The sequence below is a fragment of the Ferdinandcohnia sp. GQ5 genome, from assembly GCF_059759275.1.
In genome coordinates this window covers 102,646-121,834 of sequence record NZ_JCAXEW010000003.1, presented here as the reverse complement: position 1 = coordinate 121,834, position 19,189 = coordinate 102,646, and the positions used below count along the sequence as shown (strand labels likewise).

The 19,189-nt window shown below is 39.4% G+C and carries 17 protein-coding genes and 1 tRNA gene; 3 read left to right on the top strand and 15 right to left on the bottom strand.

Annotation, left to right across the window (positions count from 1 at the left end):
- Window positions 1–62: 62 nt before the first annotated feature.
- The 5 genes from AC6CHV_RS04870 to rpoN form a co-directional block, all read right to left on the bottom strand.
- Window positions 63–1,247 carry a phosphoglycerate kinase gene (locus tag AC6CHV_RS04870; protein ID WP_121446322.1) on the bottom strand — a complete coding sequence of 395 codons (1,185 nt, stop codon included), beginning with the start codon at window positions 1,245–1,247 and terminating at the stop codon, window positions 63–65.
- Between the two features lie 401 nt (window positions 1,248–1,648).
- Window positions 1,649–2,656 (bottom strand): type I glyceraldehyde-3-phosphate dehydrogenase, encoded by a 1,008-nt coding sequence (gene gap, locus AC6CHV_RS04865; protein WP_498078249.1) that lies wholly within the window; start codon window positions 2,654–2,656, stop codon window positions 1,649–1,651.
- A gap of 57 nt (window positions 2,657–2,713) precedes the next feature.
- Window positions 2,714–3,733 (bottom strand): sugar-binding transcriptional regulator, encoded by a 1,020-nt coding sequence (locus AC6CHV_RS04860; RefSeq protein ID WP_341330360.1) that lies wholly within the window; start codon window positions 3,731–3,733, stop codon window positions 2,714–2,716.
- A gap of 183 nt (window positions 3,734–3,916) precedes the next feature.
- Window positions 3,917–4,159, bottom strand: coding sequence for a glutaredoxin family protein (locus AC6CHV_RS04855; protein WP_341333489.1), 243 nt, complete (start codon window positions 4,157–4,159; stop codon window positions 3,917–3,919).
- A gap of 25 nt (window positions 4,160–4,184) precedes the next feature.
- Window positions 4,185–5,489: an RNA polymerase factor sigma-54 gene (rpoN, locus tag AC6CHV_RS04850; protein ID WP_498078313.1), complete on the bottom strand. Its 1,305-nt coding sequence runs from the start codon at window positions 5,487–5,489 to the stop codon at window positions 4,185–4,187.
- A gap of 199 nt (window positions 5,490–5,688) precedes the next feature.
- Here rpoN and AC6CHV_RS04845 point away from each other — a divergent pair, with 199 nt between their 5' ends.
- On the top strand, window positions 5,689–5,865 hold the full coding sequence (locus tag AC6CHV_RS04845; protein WP_498078248.1) for a hypothetical protein: 177 nt from the start codon (window positions 5,689–5,691) through the stop codon (window positions 5,863–5,865).
- Window positions 5,866–6,153: 288 nt separating this feature from the next.
- Here the strand turns inward: AC6CHV_RS04845 and AC6CHV_RS04840 are convergent.
- Window positions 6,154–6,225 (bottom strand) — tRNA-Arg (locus AC6CHV_RS04840).
- Window positions 6,226–6,484: 259 nt separating this feature from the next.
- On the opposite strand from AC6CHV_RS04840, the gene clpP reads away from it, so the two are divergent.
- Window positions 6,485–7,075, top strand: coding sequence for an ATP-dependent Clp endopeptidase proteolytic subunit ClpP (clpP, locus tag AC6CHV_RS04835; protein ID WP_341330358.1), 591 nt, complete (start codon window positions 6,485–6,487; stop codon window positions 7,073–7,075).
- Between the two features lie 44 nt (window positions 7,076–7,119).
- On the opposite strand, the gene AC6CHV_RS04830 is transcribed toward clpP, so the two are convergent.
- The 5 genes from AC6CHV_RS04830 to AC6CHV_RS04810 form a co-directional block, all read right to left on the bottom strand.
- Window positions 7,120–7,377, bottom strand: coding sequence for an HPr family phosphocarrier protein (locus tag AC6CHV_RS04830; RefSeq protein ID WP_121446327.1), 258 nt, complete (start codon window positions 7,375–7,377; stop codon window positions 7,120–7,122).
- 147 nt (window positions 7,378–7,524) lie between these two features.
- Window positions 7,525–8,466, bottom strand: a complete 942-nt coding sequence (gene whiA, locus AC6CHV_RS04825; RefSeq protein WP_121446328.1) for a DNA-binding protein WhiA — start codon at window positions 8,464–8,466, stop codon at window positions 7,525–7,527.
- Window positions 8,467–8,505: 39 nt separating this feature from the next.
- On the bottom strand, window positions 8,506–9,480 hold the full coding sequence (mgfK, locus tag AC6CHV_RS04820; protein WP_440274245.1) for a gluconeogenesis morphogenetic factor MgfK: 975 nt from the start codon (window positions 9,478–9,480) through the stop codon (window positions 8,506–8,508).
- Entirely contained in the window at window positions 9,480–10,370 is an 891-nt protein-coding gene (rapZ, locus tag AC6CHV_RS04815; RefSeq protein WP_121446330.1) for an RNase adapter RapZ, read from the bottom strand. Before rapZ ends, mgfK begins: the two co-directional genes overlap by 1 nt.
- A 200-nt stretch (window positions 10,371–10,570) precedes the next feature.
- Window positions 10,571–11,029 (bottom strand): NUDIX hydrolase, encoded by a 459-nt coding sequence (locus tag AC6CHV_RS04810; RefSeq protein WP_099352509.1) that lies wholly within the window; start codon window positions 11,027–11,029, stop codon window positions 10,571–10,573.
- A 652-nt stretch (window positions 11,030–11,681) separates the two neighbouring features.
- On the opposite strand from AC6CHV_RS04810, the gene AC6CHV_RS04805 reads away from it, so the two are divergent.
- Entirely contained in the window at window positions 11,682–12,995 is a 1,314-nt protein-coding gene (locus AC6CHV_RS04805) for an aminotransferase class III-fold pyridoxal phosphate-dependent enzyme (protein ID WP_498078247.1), read from the top strand.
- Window positions 12,996–13,079: 84 nt separating this feature from the next.
- Here the strand turns inward: AC6CHV_RS04805 and AC6CHV_RS04800 are convergent, their stop codons facing one another.
- From AC6CHV_RS04800 to AC6CHV_RS04785, 4 genes are all read right to left on the bottom strand, one after another.
- Window positions 13,080–14,648, bottom strand: a complete 1,569-nt coding sequence (locus AC6CHV_RS04800; RefSeq protein ID WP_121446332.1) for a GNAT family N-acetyltransferase — start codon at window positions 14,646–14,648, stop codon at window positions 13,080–13,082.
- Between the two features lie 1,135 nt (window positions 14,649–15,783).
- Window positions 15,784–16,347 carry a GNAT family N-acetyltransferase gene (locus AC6CHV_RS04795; RefSeq protein ID WP_121446333.1) on the bottom strand — a complete coding sequence of 188 codons (564 nt, stop codon included), beginning with the start codon at window positions 16,345–16,347 and terminating at the stop codon, window positions 15,784–15,786.
- Window positions 16,348–16,409: 62 nt separating this feature from the next.
- Window positions 16,410–17,354 carry a thioredoxin-disulfide reductase gene (gene trxB / locus AC6CHV_RS04790; RefSeq protein ID WP_121446334.1) on the bottom strand — a complete coding sequence of 315 codons (945 nt, stop codon included), beginning with the start codon at window positions 17,352–17,354 and terminating at the stop codon, window positions 16,410–16,412.
- A gap of 102 nt (window positions 17,355–17,456) precedes the next feature.
- Complete coding sequence (locus AC6CHV_RS04785; RefSeq protein WP_498078246.1) at window positions 17,457–18,947, bottom strand: tetratricopeptide repeat protein; 1,491 nt, start codon at window positions 18,945–18,947, stop codon at window positions 17,457–17,459.
- Window positions 18,948–19,189: the final 242 nt, after the last annotated feature.

Sequence of the window (19,189 nt, the reverse complement as noted above, 5' to 3'; positions counted from 1 at the left end):
GCTTAGACCCGAGAGCCGAAGCGCCTGGAACTAGACATTGAAAACTAGTTGCACTTATTTTTTTATTTATCGTTAAGTAGTACGACTCCTGGAAGCTCTTTACCTTCCATAAATTCTAGCGATGCTCCACCACCAGTTGAAATGTGGCTCATTTTATCAGCTAGGCCGAATTTCTCAACTGCTGCTGCAGAGTCACCGCCACCAATAATTGAGTATGTATCAGTAGCATCAGCTAGTGCTTGACCAACGGCTTTTGTTCCGTTAGCGAATGCATCTAATTCAAATACACCCATTGGTCCGTTCCAAATGACAAGTTTAGAGTTTAGGATAACATCTCTGTAAAGTTCAGCTGTTTTTGGTCCAATATCAAGTGCTTCCCAATCGCTAGGAATCTCTTCGATTGAAACAATTTTAGTGTTAGCATCATTTGAGAAGTCGTCTGCAACTTTTACATCAACAGGCATATAGAAATTAACGCCTTTTTCTTTTGCTTTGTTCATGAATTGGGTAGCAAGATCAATCTTATCTTCCTCTAAAAGTGATTTACCGATTTCGTGACCTTGAGCTTTTACGAATGTATAAGCAAGTCCTCCACCAATGATTAAGTTATCTACTTTTTCTAGGAGGTTTTCGATAACACCAATTTTGTCCTTAACTTTCGCACCACCAATAATTGCAGTGAAAGGACGCTCTGGGTTAGAAAGTGCTTTACCTAATACTTCGATTTCTTTTTCCATTAAGAAACCTGCTACTGCTGGTATGTGTTCAGCGATCCCAGCTGTTGAAGCATGTGCACGGTGAGCGGCACCGAATGCGTCATTTACATACACATCAGCAAGTGATGCAAATTGTTTTGCTAGCTCTGGATCATTCTTTTCTTCTCCAGGGTAAAAACGAACGTTTTCAAGTAAAAGAACATCGCCTTCGTTCATCTCTGAGATGGTTTGTTCAACCTCTGGACCGTATGCTTCATTTGTTTTGCGAACTTCGATACCTAAATGTTCGCCTAAACGCTTAGCAACTGGATCTAAGCGAAGCTCATCAACAGCTTTACCTTTCGGACGACCAAGGTGACTCGCTAAAATGACCTTTGCCCCTTCTTTACGAAGGTACTCAATTGTTGGTAATGCTGCACGAATACGAGTCTCATCAGTTACCTGACCATCTTGCATTGGAACGTTAAAATCAACTCGACAAAAAACTCGCTTGCCTTTTACATCCATATCTCTAACTGATTTCTTATTCACAGGGAAGGCCTCCGTTCTATGTAATGTTGGTAAAAAACATGTGCCCTAAGCACAAAGTATCCTAGCGGTAATTAGCATCTCATATAGACATCAAAAAGGGAAGGGAACATTCCCTTCCCTTCACAAGTTCTATTATAGTGGTTGTTGCTTTAGTTTAAAAGAACAATGTGTTTTACTAATTGACTAATATGACATACTAATCAAACGGTAACTTAATCAAATACGCCTCGGCGTATTTGCGCCCGATTTTTTTAGGCCCACACGATGTGGGTCACAAAGACGTTGCCACAGGATGTGGCGGTTTTAGTCTTTGATCTTACGCTCGAAACGTTACCATTAAAAAATCGTGGCATCCGCCGGAGGCTTAATTTATTCAGGAGGGGTACTCCTGCTGAATAAAATTATAGACCCTTTGATGCGATGTAATCTACAAGGTCAACTACACGGTGAGAGTAACCACTTTCGTTGTCATACCAAGAGATAACTTTTACCATGCTGCCTTCCATAACCATTGTTGAAAGAGCATCGATAGTTGAAGAATTTGAATTTCCGTTGTAGTCACTTGAAACAAGTGGCTCTTCACTGTAACCCATAATTCCGTTTAATTCATTTTCAGAAGCTTTGCGTAATGCAGCATTTACTTCCTCAACAGTTACGTCTTTTTCTAACTCAGCTACTAAGTCTACAAGAGACACGTTTGGAGTTGGAACACGCATTGCCCCACCGTTTAATTTACCTTTTAATTCAGGTAATACTAGAGAAACAGCTTTTGCAGCACCAGTAGATGTTGGGATAATGTTTTCAGCTGCTGCACGAGCACGACGGTAGTCCTTATGTGGTAAGTCAAGGATTTGTTGGTCATTTGTGTAAGAGTGAACAGTTGTCATCATACCACGCTTAATTCCAAAGTTTTCATTTAGAACTTTAGCAAATGGAGCTAAACAGTTTGTTGTACAAGAAGCATTAGAAATTACGTCATGGCTTGCTGCATCGTACTTATCTTCGTTAACACCCATAACGATAGTAATATCTTCATCAGTTGCAGGAGCAGAAATGATAACTTTCTTTGCACCAGCTTCTATATGTTTTGCTGCATCAGAACGCTTAGTGAAACGACCAGTTGATTCAATAACTACCTCAACTCCAAGGTCTCCCCAACCAAGTTGAGCTGGGTCGCGCTCAGCTTTAACTAAGATCTCTTTTCCATTAACAACAAGGTTGTTTCCATTAACAGATACTTCTGCATTAAGAACACCATGAACTGTATCATACTTTAATAGATGTGCTAACATATTTGCATCTGTTAAATCGTTTACTGCTACTACTTCAACATTTGGATTTTTTAGAGCCGCACGTAATACGTTACGACCAATACGTCCAAAACCATTAATACCAACTTTTACTGTCATTTTTGATTTCCTCCTTTTGTATGTGAAACCTAAAAAAATATTATTTAAGAGGTTGATTTACCCCTTTATTAACTCTTTCGCTGCACCTTCATCTGTTATTAACAGTGTCTCAGGCGCCTGCTTTAAGTATGCTTGAATGGCTGTTGCCTTCGAAGCTCCACCAGCTACGGCAATCACATCGTGAATTGCGTTCAGACCTTCTAGCTGGATGCCAATTGTTTGAACCCGATGGACCACTTTCCCATCTTCGTCAAAATAATACCCAAAAGCCTCTGCGACTGCATGAGATTCAATGATTTTTTTCATGTCCTCTTCATCTGTTTTACGCCGCTTAGCCATTGTAATAGCGTCTCCTATTCCGTGAACGACCATACTTGACGATTTGATCAAATTCAGGACATCCCGAATCGATGGTTCGGCCACAAAGGATTGATACGCTTCATTGCTCACAACATCAGGTACATGGAGGAGACGGTAATCACCAGAAGCTTTTTCGGCCATCTTTGCGCAAATGGTATTTGCTTGATTTTCTACTCGTTCTCCTAGTCCACCTCTTGCTGGAACAAATAATATACTTCGCCCTTTCGAATCTGGGGTCATCATTTCTGCGACCTCAACGAGGGTTGTACCACCAGTAACTGCGACGATATTTTCTCCAGAAAGCCTTTGTTTTATTCTTGAAACGCAAGCTCTCCCCATTTCTTTTTTCACCCAAGGAGTTGTGTCACTATCGCCAGAAACGACAATTACACCTTTTATCTTTAACTTTTCCTTAAGCTGTGATTCTAAAACCCGTAAACCTAAAACTTCCTTCATGACATCCTCAAGGTCCTTTAATAGTTCAGCACCCTCACTTGTTAAGCTCATTCCAGCCGTACTAAAGTCAACAAGGTTTTGTTCTTTTAAAAATTGAACTTCACCACGGAGGACACGTTCGCTATGACCAAGACTCGTAGAAAGATTCCTTCTTCCAATCGGCTGCATAAGTCGTATGTATTTGAGGATCTCATGGCGTTTCTGCATAACCTCTAGTAAATCAGGTAATAATTTTTGTTGTACCTCAATAATCGAACTCATTTATTCATTTCCCCTTTTTACTATAAGGGACTGTTTTTGTCCCGCTGTGACATATTATGTCCCGCTTACAGTAAAAAAAAACAACTCCAATAAAAATTGTATATCGCCGTGTTACATTTTCTATAGTACCAGTACTTTTAAAAGAATGCAATAAATAAACTGCCTATTTTTTAGGCAGTCAGATTATTTTAAATATTTACTTAGATACTCTTGAATGACTTCTTTATGGATAATCCCATACTCCACTTCGTTTCCGTCAATTTCGATAACCGGAATCATGATTTGATATTTTTCAAGAAGTTCATCATCTTTATAAATATCAACCTCATTGAGTTCTAATGGAAATTCCTCACTTAATTCCTCGATAACCCGCCTCGCTTTTGTACAAAGGGAGCAATTATCTTTTGAATACATGGTGACTTGAATGCGTCTCAACTGTTACACTTCCAATCTACTTGCTGTATCTTTTTCGCTTCGATGAAGATGGTATATTTAATTGATCACGGTATTTTGCAATTGTTCTTCTGGACACAAGAATACCATGCTCCTCCTTAAGTATACTGACAATATCCTGGTCTGACAAAGGCTTTTGTTTATTTTCCTCATCAATCAACTCTTTTAAAACGTTCTTAACCTGAGTTGATGACGTGTCGGTTGAACCCGTTGTCTGGATGTTGCGACTAAAGAAATATTTCATTTCGAAGATACCAAATGGAGTTTGCACAAATTTATCTTTTACTGCACGGCTTACAGTTGATTCATGAATGTCTAAACTTTGTGCAACATCACTCATTATAAGCGGCTTTAGATGAGCTGGTCCTTTTAGAAAAAAATCCAGTTGGTGATTGATGATTTCGTTCATGACATTTTGTAAGGTGAGTTTTCTCTGCTCCAAACTTCTCATAATCCATTGGCACTGGTCCACTTTTTCTTGAAGATAGGATTTAGTTTTTGAATCTTTTTCTTGTATGAAATGTTGGTAATACTGAAGATTCAACGAAACCTTTGGTAAATAAGAATCGTGCATGTTCATGATGACAACACCATTTTCAACTTGAATATCAAAGTCAGGAACAATATATTGTGCTTCTCCTCCATGAAAAGCTGCACCTGGTCTCGGCTGAAGAGTTTGGATAAAGTCAAAAATCTGTTGAATGTCAAAGAGCTTTACATCAAGTTGCTTTGCGATTTCCTTCCAGGACTTTTCTGCGAATTCTTCAAAATAGTCCTGAATAATTGTTTCAGCAAGACTATTCCGCTTTGGCAATTTCCTGAGTTGTAGAAGTAGGCATTCCTGTAAGGACCTTGCCCCTACCCCAATCGGCTCTAGACTTTGAATATAGTGAATTGCACTTTCGATGGTTTCTGTATCCGTATTAAGGTCCTTTGCAATCTCCTCCTCCGGAAAATACAGATAACCGTTGCTATCCAAAAGTTGAATTATATACTCCATCGTTCGCTTTTTTACGGTGTTCACTTTCATATATGAAAGTTGTGTAAGCAAATGTTCATAAAGGGTTGTTTCTTTTTTTCCAATATAGTCAATCGGATTTGTGTAGGATTCATTTTTGACCTTTGATTTCATTACTCTATTAAAATCCGTTTGTTTTACTTCTATTAGGGGATTTTCTAATGTTTGCTCTTCTAGAAATTTAGTCAGATCCAAAGAAGAGTATTGTAAAAGAGTTATAGCTTGAGTTAGCTCCTTTGTCATGACTAGCTTTAATGATTGCTGTTGAAAAAGTCCAGTTTGCATATTCACTCTCGTTTTCCCCCTTCCCCTGAGTTGTATTAAATGGAAGCGTTTACTTTTCTTATTGTAATGAACAACCTCATTTTATCGAAGAGGTTCTATCGCTAATTTTAGCTTACTTCTATGGTATCGAAAAAGTTAAATTTTAGCACGCATTTTTATTCATTTTTTGAAAGAATCTACTTTAAAGAGGTGATTTGAATTGAAAAAAAATGAGATTATGTATACCGGCCCGGTGACGGGGACTTTGTATGAAGCAAAAAAAGCGAAAAACAACGAAGAGTTCGCAACTGAATTTGATCCCATTCAAACAATGTGGGCTGTGAACCCAGTTGACGAGGATGTGTACGAAGGAACATTAGGGTATAAGGATAATTAGCGATTTGGAGATGGAATTTTGGCGACGTGATGGGCGGGGGATATCTATGCCAACGTAGTCTGATTGTTTGCTGATGAGGGTTTGATTCGCGTTTACATTACCTTTTAGGTTGATTTCTGACTTGTAAGGGTACGATTAGCACGTTTGTGTTCCCTTTTGGCTCGATTTCCGGCTCGTAAGGGTACGATTCATGCGTTTGTGTCCCCCCTCAACTATTTTACGAAAAAAGGTACCAATACCATAATACGCAAAAAGGACCAGATTTTACTCTGGTCCTTTCTTCATTAGCGCCCTCGGCAGGATTCGAACCCACGATAAGAGAACCGGAATCTCTTGTGCTATCCACTACACTACGAGGGCATGTCTAAATAGAAACTGCACTCATCATTATAGGCTAGAACGCATTTGATTGCAAGATGAATGTTTTAAAACACTCCAATTCGGTTATGATGGTATACGTATGAAATTTAGTTTTTTTCACATCGATAAAGGTATGTCATAAATGTTTGTAGAATAAGATAAGTTAGTAAAGCGAATTGTTTGACCTTTACTGACCTTAATTGTATGATGGAAATACATAGTAGTAAAGTTTTTAATTTGTTTTGAAGGAGGAAGTTAAATGAATTTAATCCCTACAGTTATTGAGCAAACAAACCGTGGAGAACGCGCCTATGATATTTACTCGCGTTTATTAAAAGACCGTATTATCATGCTTGGAAGTGCCATTGATGATAATGTGGCTAACTCAATTGTGTCTCAGTTATTGTTCTTAGCAGCTGAGGATCCTGAAAAAGATATTTCTTTATACATTAACAGCCCTGGTGGTTCGATTACAGCTGGTATGGCTATTTATGACACAATGCAGTTCATTAAGCCAAAGGTTTCTACAATCTGTATTGGTATGGCTGCTTCTATGGGTGCTTTCTTACTTGCTGCTGGTGAAAAAGGCAAGCGTTTTGCGCTTCCTAACAGTGAAGTTATGATTCACCAACCACTTGGTGGAGCACAAGGGCAAGCAACTGAAATCGAAATTGCGGCTAAGCGTATCTTATTCCTACGCGATAAGCTAAACAAAATTTTAGCTGAGCGTACTGGTCAACCACTAGAAATTATTGAAAAAGACACTGACCGCGATAACTTCATGACTGCTGAAAAAGCAATGGAATACGGATTAATCGACAAGGTTATGTTCCCACAAGACAATAAATAAGAAATAATAAAAATCCTCTCACATCTAATCGTGAGAGGATTTTTTTATGCTTCTTTTTGAACAAATTCAGTTAATGCTTCAACCGCTGCTTCTTCATCATTTCCATCAGCAATTAATGTAACTGTTGTACCGCTGCCAACTGCTAAGCTCATTAGACCCATGATACTTTTTGCATTTACCTTTTTTCCATCTTTCTCTAAAAAGATATCTGCAGAAAATTTATTTGCTTCCTGAACAAACATCGCTGCAGGACGTGCTTGTAACCCCGTTCTTAAAGCAACCTCAACTTGTCTTTCCACCATTCGTTTCTTCCTCCTCAAATTTTTCTGTACATTCTTAAGTTGTGTTTTTTTTTAGTATTTCCTATTAATACGTAGGTTGAGCTCTAAAGGTTTCATATTTTATTTAAAAATGATAACGCTTTATTTTTCTCCAAGTGAGCAATGTGCTCACTTTATAGATTGGCCCGCTCGTAGCTTATCAGCAATTTCATCGATTTTTCGAAGTCGGTGATTAATGCCCGACTTACTAATCTGGCCTGATGTTACCATTTCGCCTAACTCTTTAAGTGTGACATCCTGATAGGCGACGCGAAGCTCCGCAATTTCTCTTAATTTATCGGGTAGAATGCCTAGGCCGACTGTTTCTTCAATGTATCGAATGTTTTCCACCTGACGAATCGATGCCCCAATAGTTTTATTAAGGTTAGCTGTTTCACAATTGACGAGGCGGTTCACCGAATTTCTCATGTCACGGACAATTCGAACATCCTCGAAACGAAGCAATGCCTGATGCGCACCAATGACATTTAGGAACTCTGTGATTTTTTCTGCTTCTTTTAAGTAGGTGATAAAACCTTTTTTTCGTTCTAACGTTTTAGCGTTGAGATCAAAAACGTTCATCAATTCACAAAGTGAGTCATTGTGTTCTTTATATAATGAAAAAATCTCAAGATGGTACGAGGATGTTTCTGGGTTATTAACGGAGCCACCTGCTAAAAAAGCTCCGCGTAAATAGGAGCGTTTGCAGCACTTCTTCGCTACTAATTCCGAAGAAATTTCCTGCCTTAATGAAAAGCCTTCAAAAATCTTCAAGTCTTCTAATATTTCCTTTGCATCCTCAATAAGGCGAACAAGATATACATTGTTCTTCTTAAGTCTCATTTTCTTTCGAACAAGGAGCTCTACTCCTACATTATAGCATTTTTTCAGAAGTGTATAAATTCTTCTCGCAATCGCGGCGTTTTCCGTTTGGATGTCAACCACCATTTTTTGGTTAGAGAAGGAAAGTGCGCCATTCATTCGGATCAAAGCGGAAAGCTCGGCTTTTGCGCAGCAGTCTTTGATGTCTAAATTTGTAAGTTCTTTTTTCGTCTCTGATGCAAATGACACAGTTCCACCTCCCTTTTTTTAAAAGTGGGTGATTTACCCTCAATCACCCTTTTTATTTTTAATGAGCAAATCGTATAACAGGTTTGCTACTTTTGTAGTGTCGTGTCTGATAACTCCATTATCGTATGAAATAATTTTATCATGGATGATAGCTAAACCTAAAGCAGAAAGCCTTTCAGTGTCGTAAACTACAGGTTTTGCTAGCTCTTTTGCATATTTTTCTTTTATATTCTCAGGAATCTCTCCATTATTGACAAGAACAGTATCAATGAAATTGACGCCCATATGATCGTACAAAGCTTGAACATGGTCGCTAGCTGTAAAATTCAACGTTTCCCCAGCCTGTGTCATTACATTACATATATAAACTTTTTTTGCTTTCGATTTTAAAACCTCTTCACCGATTTTGGGTACAAGTAAATTCGGTAAAATACTGGTGTAGAGGCTACCAGGACCAATGATAATCATATCTGCCTGTTGTATTTTTTCAATCGATTCTTGTAGAGGTTCTACATCACTAGGTGTTAAAAATACACGCTTTATTTTTTTCCCCGAATATGGAATCTTGGATTCTCCTGAAACAACTGTACCATCCTCCATTTCAGCATGTAGAATGACGCTTTTATTTGCCGCCGGAAGGACCTTCCCTCTTACATTGAGGACTTTACTCATTTCACCAACTGCGTGAACAAAATCCCCGGTAATTGTAGTCATTGCCGCAAGAATCAAGTTCCCCAGGGAATGACCTGATAATCCATTCCCACCGGCAAACCGATGTTGAAATAAATCTTCAATTAGTGGCTCCACATCTGACAACGCAGCTAATACGTTTCGAATATCACCAGGCGGTGGGATATCCATCTCATCTCGAAGACGACCAGAAGAACCCCCGTCATCTGCAACCGTCACAATTGCCGTGATATCAACAGGTAGATATTTTAATCCTCGTAAAAGTACAGAAAGTCCTGTTCCCCCACCAACGATGACAATCTTAGGTTGTTTTGGCTTGGTCATTACTTTTTGTCCTTTCTCTTCTCAATATCGCGGTGAGAAACATGGGTCTGATATTCATCCTTGAAATGATTTGCGATATATTCGGCAAGCGTAACAGAACGATGCTGTCCACCTGTGCAACCAATTCCAATAACAAGCTGACTTTTACCTTCCCGTTTGTATTGAGGAAGCATAAATGCAAGCAAGTCGGTTACCTTTTCAATAAACTTCTGTGTTTCGGTCCATTTTAATACATAACCTGAAACATCATCTTCAAGTCCAGTTTTCGGTCTCATCGTTTCGATATAGTGTGGATTTGGAAGAAAACGCACATCAAACACGAGGTCAGCGTCAATAGGAATACCATATTTAAAACCAAATGACATTACGTTGACTGTAAAGGTAGGTCTTGATTCGGATGCAAATTGCTTTAAGATTTTCTCGCGTAATTCTCTTGGTTTTAACTCAGAAGTATCATAAATGTATTGTGCTCTTCCCTTAAGTTCATCAAGAATTTCGCGCTCTGCCTGTATCCCTTCCAATGGAGAACCAGTCGGAGCAAGAGGATGAGAACGTCTTGTTTCCTTATACCGAGTAACAAGAGTCGTATCCTTTGCGTCAAGGAATAAGATTTGCGGAGAAATCCATGAGACTTCTGAGAGCTCGTCAAGTGATGCAAAAAGGCTATCGAAAAACTCACGGCCCCGTAAGTCCATGACGAGTGCAACTTTATTCATTTTTCCGCCAGATTCTTTCATCAACTCTAGAAACTTTGGAAGCAAAGTTGGGGGTAGGTTATCTACGCAAAAATACCCTAAATCTTCAAAACTTTGAATGGCAACCGTTTTTCCGGCACCTGACATTCCAGTTATTATTACTAATTGTATTTCACTTGTTGAACCAACACTCATTGTTTTGCCTCCCTAATATAAATGCGCCTTGGCGTATTTGCACTCAGATTTTCTATATCCACACGAGGGTTTACAAAGACGTTGTCACAGAATGTGGCGTTCTTAATGTCTTATGCTTGAAATTTTTCTCTAAAAAATCTGAGGCATCCGCCAGACGCACTAACTTTATGCAGTCTGTGCTTGAATCTCGACTGAATAAATTAGCTTGGATCTAATCGATAAGATAGTAATTGAAAATCGGGTGTATATGTAAATGTCCCATATATGACCCCAGAACCTTTAAGTACATAATCTAAAATATGATAATCACCTGGTGCCATCGGCAGATTGGGTATGTCCCCGATGTCTTGCCATTTCAGGATTCCCTCTTCAGATTCATCAACATTTTCCCCTTCAAAATCATTAGCTAAGAAAGAAAACATCATCCATTCAGAGGTTACCTTGTCACCTTCTTTAATGATAAATGTAAAAATCCCTTTAATATCTGGGTTCTTAAGATAAAGTCCAGTTTCCTCACGGTATTCACGGATACAAGAGTCACGGATTGACTCACCCGGTTCCATTTTTCCACCAGGGGCAACCCACCACCCGCGTCGTGGCTTTTGTAAAAGCAAGACTTTATTATCCTTGCGTACTAAGCAATTTGTTACTCTTTGCACTTTCTTTCACCCCAAGTCGGTCTCTTTTTAAATAGACCGTTTGTAAGCATTCATATTGATATTATTATACTATTTCTAACAGGTACTCACAACGAACAAGATTTTCATATTGTTTTTTATAATTTAAGGTGTGTTTCCTAAAGGAGGTTGAATAGGACCGCGTCGACGTCCTGTGGTTGTCGACACTAGCACGTCCTGTGCGTCGAGAGTTCAAGGCGGCGCAGCTTTGAGTACCGGAACGAGGCAACTGCTTGAGCTAACATCATTGTAGCCTTGCGCTGAGGAATTGACTTCGAGAATAAACTAGCAGACGCAAGCGCATGTCTTAGTAATTCACTATGTTCTCGGTGCAATGTTTGCAGAAATTCGAAGTGTCATTTTCGGCCGACTAAAAAAAAGGGGGCACGGGGGATGTACCCGTGCCCAAAAAAAATCTATTTATAAAAAGGGGGTCAATTACTACTATTATCATACTCAAAATATATTTCATCCGTGTTACAGGAGAGTTAAAACAAAATTACGTTTTAAAAGTAGCATTTACATAAACGAAACATTAACCCGAAAGGAGTAGTTCCTTCACTTATTCGTAGTTCAAAAGCTTGAACCCTTCGCATATATTTCAATAAAAGCTTATTTACGAAGGAGGAATTGAATGAACGAAAAAGGAATGGTGCGACAGGAACTAATGGAACTTGATCAAAAACATTTTTTGCATCCAACCTCTCCGATACAGCAACAGCAGGATTTAGGACCTGCCTTTATTTTCACAAAAGGAGAAGGTGTGTTTCTTGAGGATGTGAATGGAAAACGCGTACTCGATGGCATGTCTTCTTTATGGAATGTCAATATCGGACACGGTCGTAAAGAATTAGGGCAAGCAGCACAGGAGCAGATGAATAAGCTTGCATTTAGCTCTTGTTTTGCAACATTTAGCAATGAACCTGCAATCCGTTTGGCAGCTAAACTTGCAGAAATTTCACCAGGAAGTTTATCAACAACCTTTTTTACTTCAGGTGGCTCTGAAGCAAATGATACGGCATATAAATTAGCACGGCATTACTGGATACTCCGTGGAATGCCTGAGAAAAAGAAAATTATCTCTCGAAATAGGTCTTATCATGGGGTTGCCATGGGATCGACAAGTGCAACAGGCCTAAAGCCTTTTCGAGATTTTACAAATTCATTAGCACCTGATTTTTATCATACGGATAATTTTTCTGCTGAGGAATTGCGCCAGACGATTGAAACTGAAGGTCCAGATACAATTGCAGCATTTGTCGCTGAACCCGTGCAAGGGGCTGGCGGGGTCCATATCGCACCTGAAGGATATTTTAAAGAAGTGCGGAACATCTGTAATGAATACAATATTTTATGGATTACAGATGAAGTGATTACAGGATTTGGGCGGACAGGTGAATACTTTGGAGTGGACCACTATGGTGTTGCACCTGACATGATGTGTTTTGCCAAAGGTGTAACGAGTGGATATGCCCAGTTAGGTGGGGTCATGCTATCCGAGTCTATTTTTGAGGATTTCAAGCAACTATCAACTGGGACACTTTTACATGGATATACGTACAGTGGTCATCCAATGGCATGTGCAGTCGCGTTGAAAAACATCGAAATCATTGAAGAAGAGGGATTAATCGAGAATTCTGCAAAAATGGGTGCCAAAATGCTTGATGGTTTTTCATGGATTCAAGGTGAAAGCAGTCTTGTCAGTCATGTCCGTGCACTCGGCCTCATGGGTGCTGTCGAAATCAATACACCACAGCATGTAAAAGGACCTCTTGCCCCCAAAATTGTGAATGAGGCCGCGAAAATCGGCTTAATCTGTAGATCCGTCGTATTTGATGGTTTGGATACACTCGTCTTCGCTCCCCCTCTCTGTATCAGAAAGGAAGAAGTCGAACTCATGATTGAAAAGCTACATCACGCGATTTTTAGGGTTGAACGAAGCGTGTAAGATAGAAATATGAATAACCGCCTATTCCTTTGCGGATTAGGCGGTTAATTTATGTTAAACAGTTATTCACATGTGTATAAGTATTTAATCAGATGGGATTGTCTTTTTGGCTTGTTTAGGTTTCTTCGTGATAATTTGATAATAATCCGTTCGGCGATCTTTTAGTGGGGTTTCGGTTCCAATGTTACGGTTTCGTCGAAGGCTTTCAAGGTCAACCTCTCCCACCACGATTGTTTCAATATTCGGGTTGCACTCTCCAACAATTCCATTGCTTGAGAACGTAAAATCAGATGGTGAAAAAATACCGGATTGTGCGTACTGTACATCCATATGTGGGACATGTGTAAGGTTACCGACCGCACCAGCAATTACCGTATATACTTGATTTTCAACAGCACGAGCTTGTGAACAATACCTCACTCTTAAATACCCCTGTTGATCTTCTGAGCTAAACGGGGTAAAAATAATTTGTGCCCCTTTATCCACAGCAATCCGAGCAAGCTCCGGAAATTGTATATCATAGCTTATCAGAATTGAGATTTTTCCACAGTCTGTGTCAAATACGTGGACACCATTCCCTGGTTGAACTCCCCACCATCTTCTCTCATCAGGTGTGATATGGAGCTTATATTGCTTATCGATTGTACCATCTCGTCTGAAAAGGTACGCAACATTATAAAGGCAATGATCCTCTTCCACAAAGTGCGAACCGCCTACGATATTAATATTATATGTTACGGCAAGTTTCGAAAAGAGATTAATATAGTCCTCCGTATATTCTGAAACTCTTTTGATTTGTTTACTCGGTACCTGCTCATCAATGAACGACAATAACTGCATGGTAAACGTTTCAGGGAACACAGCAAAGTCTGAGCGGAAGTTAGAACTCGCATCGATAAAATATTCACATTGTGTGGCAAAGTCTTCAAAGGATTTGATTTTTTTCATCATATATTGAATCACTGAAATTCTTACTGGGAGGGACCGATTGTAAATTCTCCTCGTTTTCTTAGGCAAGTAATCTGGATTATTCCATTCCATTAGAGTTGCATAGCCTAAAGAATCCCGATCCGATAAGTAATTGGCATTAACGCGCTTCAGGACAAACCCATTAATCATTTGAAAAGTAAGGGCTGGATCATAGATGTTCTGTTGGATGACCTGATCCACATATTCCCTAGCAGACATTTCATCCGCATATTTATGATAGTTTGAGATTCTTCCCCCAATAATGATACTTTCTAAGTTGAGTTCTTGAGTAAGTTTTTTTCTAGCCTCATAGAGTCGACGCCCGATTTTCATACGGCGATAATCCGGATGGACCATGACATCAATTCCATAAAGATTTTTCCCATGTGGGTCATGGTTGCGAATATAGGAGTTATCGCTAATCTCATCGAACGTATGCTTATCCTCATATTCATCAAAATCAACAATTAAGCTTGAGCAGGAGCCAATGATTTTCCCATCATATTCAACACAAAATTGACCTTCAGGAAAGATGGTAAGATGGCTTTCTAATTGATCCCGCTCCCATGGGTCCATATTGGGAAAACACACTTTTGAAAGCTCAATAATCTCTTCGATGTCCTCATGCCTAATATTTCGTAACACAATCCTCTTCTCAAATCTTGATAAATCAATCCTCGACACAAAAATCTCCCTTTCTGGGCATTCGATAAAATAAAAAGCAATATTCAAAATTCATCCCCGTTTATATCACTATATTATTGAGAAAGCGTATATATATCTGTTTGATTTTAGATGATCATTATAATTGATACATTTTGTATGCCATTTGATATCATCTCATTTTAATTCTTTACGGAATTGGGACAGGTATATCTTATCGAGGAGCGGTCTTGAGTGTGTATTTTGGATTTTGACATCTTTCTACTCATTAAGGGGCATAGCTGTCCGAATGAGTACGGTATTTGGACTGCTTTCTTAGTTTCATGCGCTGGTGGGTCCGAATGAGTGTAGTATTCGGACTGCTTTCTTAGTTTCATGCGCTGGTGGGTCCGAATGAGTGTAGTATTCAGACTGCTTTCTTAGTTTCATGCGCTGGTGGGTCCGAATGAGTGTAGTATTCGGACTGCTTTCTTAGTTTCATTGGAGTGTGAGTCCGAATATGTGTGGTATTCGGACTGCTTTCTTAGTTTCATGCATTAGTGTGTCCGAATTTGAGTTGTATTCGGACTGCTCTCTTAGTTTCATAGGAGTGTGAGTCCGAATATGTGTGGAATTCGGACTCCTTTCTTAGTTTCACAGGCTGGTGGGTCCGAATGAGTTTAGTATTCAGACTGCTTTCTTAGTTTCACAGGCCGGTGAGTCCGAATGAATGTAGTATTCGGACTGCTTTCTTAGTTTCATTGGAGTGTGAGTCCGAATATGTGTGGAATTCGGACTCCTTTCTTAGTTTCACAGGCTGGTGAGTCCGAATATGTGTGGGCTTCGGACTGCTTTCTTAGTTTCACAGGCTGGTGAGTCCGAATGAGTGTAGTATTCAGACTGCTTTCTTAGTTTCACAGGCTGGTGAGTCCGAATATGTGTGGTATTCGGATTGCTTTCTTAGTTTCACAGGCTGGTGAGTCCGAATGAATGTAGTATTCAGTCTGCTCTCTTAGTTCCGTGCATTAGTGTGTCTGATTATGAGTGGTATTCGGACAGCTTTTATAATTTTTAGAGGCTACAGTGTCCGAATGTGCTCGGGATTCGGACTGCTTTCATAATTTAATGCACGTCTTTGTCCGAATCCACAGTTATGTATATCGTATGATAAGTTTGCCTAGCTACCCGACCGCTTCTTCTCCCAATCCGCTCTTGTTAGTTTCATGTTGATGGAATCGATCCATGATCCTTCAAACTCTAAGTCGTCTTTGTCTACACTGTCGGTAATAAACCCCACTTTTTCATAAACTGTTTTGGCTCTTGGGTTAAAATCAAAAACACTTAGGGTTAGTTGGTTAAGATCAGTGTTTTGAAAAACATAATCAACCATAAGCTGAGTTGCTTCTGTTCCGAGTCCTTTGTCTCTGCCATTAGGACCAATCAGAATTCTAAAATTCATGCTATGTGTTTTTTCATCATATAAATTAACCACGACTTCTCCAACTAAGACTTGCTTCTCCTTATCAACAATAGCAAGATCCAATCGATCTTTCTGTTCATTTCTTGTTCTGTACCACAGAAGAGTTTTTTCTTTATCATATCCTGCTGAGCTACCCGTATATTTAAGGACAATAGGATCTTTTAAACATTCTTCTATGTACGGGAAATCTTCATCCATGTTAAATGGTCTTAGAATTGTTTTTTCTCCGACGATTGTCGGTTTAGCCTGTAAATCGATCATAAGACTTTTCCCACCTTTTAATTCGTCAAAAAAAACACCTCCGATACGAAGGTGTTTCTACTTTATGCTTTGATTTTTTCCATTAATTCTTCGATATAGTGTTGAGCTGCTTGTGCCGCAATACTTCCATCACCTGTTGCAGTAACGATTTGACGAAGTTGTTTTTCACGGATGTCGCCTGCTGCAAAGATACCAGGAACTTTTGTTTCCATTTGTTCATTTGTTTCGATATAACCGTTTTCGTTTGTAATACCTAAGCTTTGGAATGGTTTTGAAAGTGGAAGCATTCCAACATAGATGAATACGCCGTCTGCACCAAATTCTGTTTCCTCACCAGTCTTTGTATTTACAAGTGTTAAGGAACCAACCTTACCATCTTTTTCGTGAATTTCTTTAACTGTGTGATTCCAGATAAACTCCACTTTCTCGTTATCAAATGCACGTTGTTGTAGAATTTTTTGGGCACGAAGTTCGTCACGACGGTGGATGATTGTAACCTTAGAAGCGAAACGTGTTAAGTACACGCCTTCTTCTACAGCTGAGTCGCCTCCACCAACTACAACAAGCTCTCTGTTTTTAAAGAATGCCCCATCACACACGGCACAGTAAGAAACGCCTCGGCCACCAAGTTCTTGTTCACCTGGCACCCCAATTTTCTTATATTCCGCACCAGTTGCGATGATTACAGCACGTGCTTTATATTCTTTGCTGCCAGCAATGACAGTCTTGTATTCTTCACCATTAATTATTTCTTTTATATCACCATACGCATATTCAGCACCGAATTTCTTCGCATGCTCGAACATTTTTGTGGATAATTCAGGTCCTAAAATATGATCAAATCCTGGGTAGTTTTCAACTTCTTCAGTGTTTGCCATTTGGCCACCAGGAATCCCGCGCTCAAGCATTAATGTTGATAAGTCTGCACGAGATGTATAAACGGCCGCAGTCATACCTGCTGGTCCAGCACCGATTATAATGACATCATAAATTTTTTCTTCCGTCATTTTTACGTCTCTCCTTACATCCTTTATAAAAGTGGATTTTATTGTTTTAGTATCTCCTACCCCTATCCTATAAAAACCTGACAAAATCCGCTATTAATATGCTCATTGTAAGAGTTCTTTAACAAATTTTACATACTTCATCACGGTTGCTTTTGAAATATTATATTTCTCAGCAACCTGTTTTTGGGTTATCGTCCGTGACCCGTGGTTACGCCAAATGTATTCAGTTGCTGCAGCCCATGCTTGCCAGTTAGATACATTGAATTGACGCTTAACCGCTTCATCGTAAATCATTAACCATGTTAAATAGAGTTCCTCATTTGCAGAATCATCATGTTTATTTTTTGTAAATAAAGTGTCTGCAATATTGTATCCATCTATAATATATACCGGAATTTTTCCTGTTTTTTTCTTTTTACTAAGGACATAGCTTGCAAATTCTTGTTCAAGGGTCGCATGGAATTGTATATGTTTAATATCTTTGCGGGCAAGAGAAGAGTTTGTCTTACTTGCTAAAAATAAACCATATAGGCGTTCCTCGATAAAATCACCTGTTAACCAACGGTCCAATACATCACTAATGGATTTAGTACGGTCTGATTCCCATGGGGCTGAGCCCTTTTTACTCGGATTTTCTTCAAGCACTCGCTTCCATGCATTCTGGGCAACATCATGGTGCTCTGTAAAATAAGCAGAATGTGAAAGCCAATAATAGAAGGTTTCGTCTCCTTCAAACCCACTTCGTTGCAGACTTCGCAACCATTTATAAGCCAGATCATGTCTTCCGACCAACCCAAATGTTGCACCTAGCTTATAGCGGTGTTCGGAAAGGATCGGATGGATCAGCGCTAATCGTTTTGTTAGCTCTTTTACCTGCTGATTTTTTCGCTGATAATATAGAAATACCAATGAGTTGCAAAGTGCATGAAGATTGCCAGGGTTTTTACTCAAAACCTCATCAAGAATCTCTGATGCATTCTCAACATCACCAGAATAAAAATACGCAAGTGCTAAATTATTATAAGCAGACCAGAATTCCGGGTATTCGCGAATGATTTCCTTTAAAAGGGTCACTGCTTCGTCTAATCGTCCTGTTTCAAGGTAATCACGGGCTTGTTCTTGCATGACGATGAGTTCATCCTGTTGGTTAGCTGAATCTTCAAAGTCCACTTCCTCAAGGAGCAATAAATCAAGCAAATCCTCGGCATCCTCCGAAAAGTCACCCTCTGGCTCACAATCTAAATAGGCTTGTGCATGTTTGCCTGCTTCTTGGAACAAACCTAAATGTGCATAATTATTGGCCATGAAATAATAGCACTCTGGCATATCGAAATTTGGATCTTCCATTATTTTTGTAAGATACTGATTAGATAGGACATAATCGCCAATTTCTGTTAACGCTACAGATAATTGACATAAGAACATCGGCTCTTTTGGTTCAAGCTGAATCGCTCGTTTAAAATGTTTTATGGCTTTATATATATCATGCTGGCGATACGCCTTTAGTCCTTTTTTAAAATAATATTCTCCCGTCTGGATAAACGGAATTACCTTCGAACTATGCTGACTTTCTTTTCTGTTTTGTTTTTCCATCGGGGCCTCCATTAAAAGTACGTGTTCAAAAAGGAGGATAAAAAGGACCTCGTCGACAAAAACGCCACGGCCTCATGTCTTGTCGACACTAGCACATCCTGTGCGTCGAAATTTCTAGGCGGCGCAGCTTTGAGTGGCGGAACGTATGCATTTAATACGTGAGCATAAGTAATTGCTTCCGCGAATCCCCTTCGCACGCCGGAAAGGTGCTTTTCCTTTCCAAGGAACGGAAAAGCAAGCCA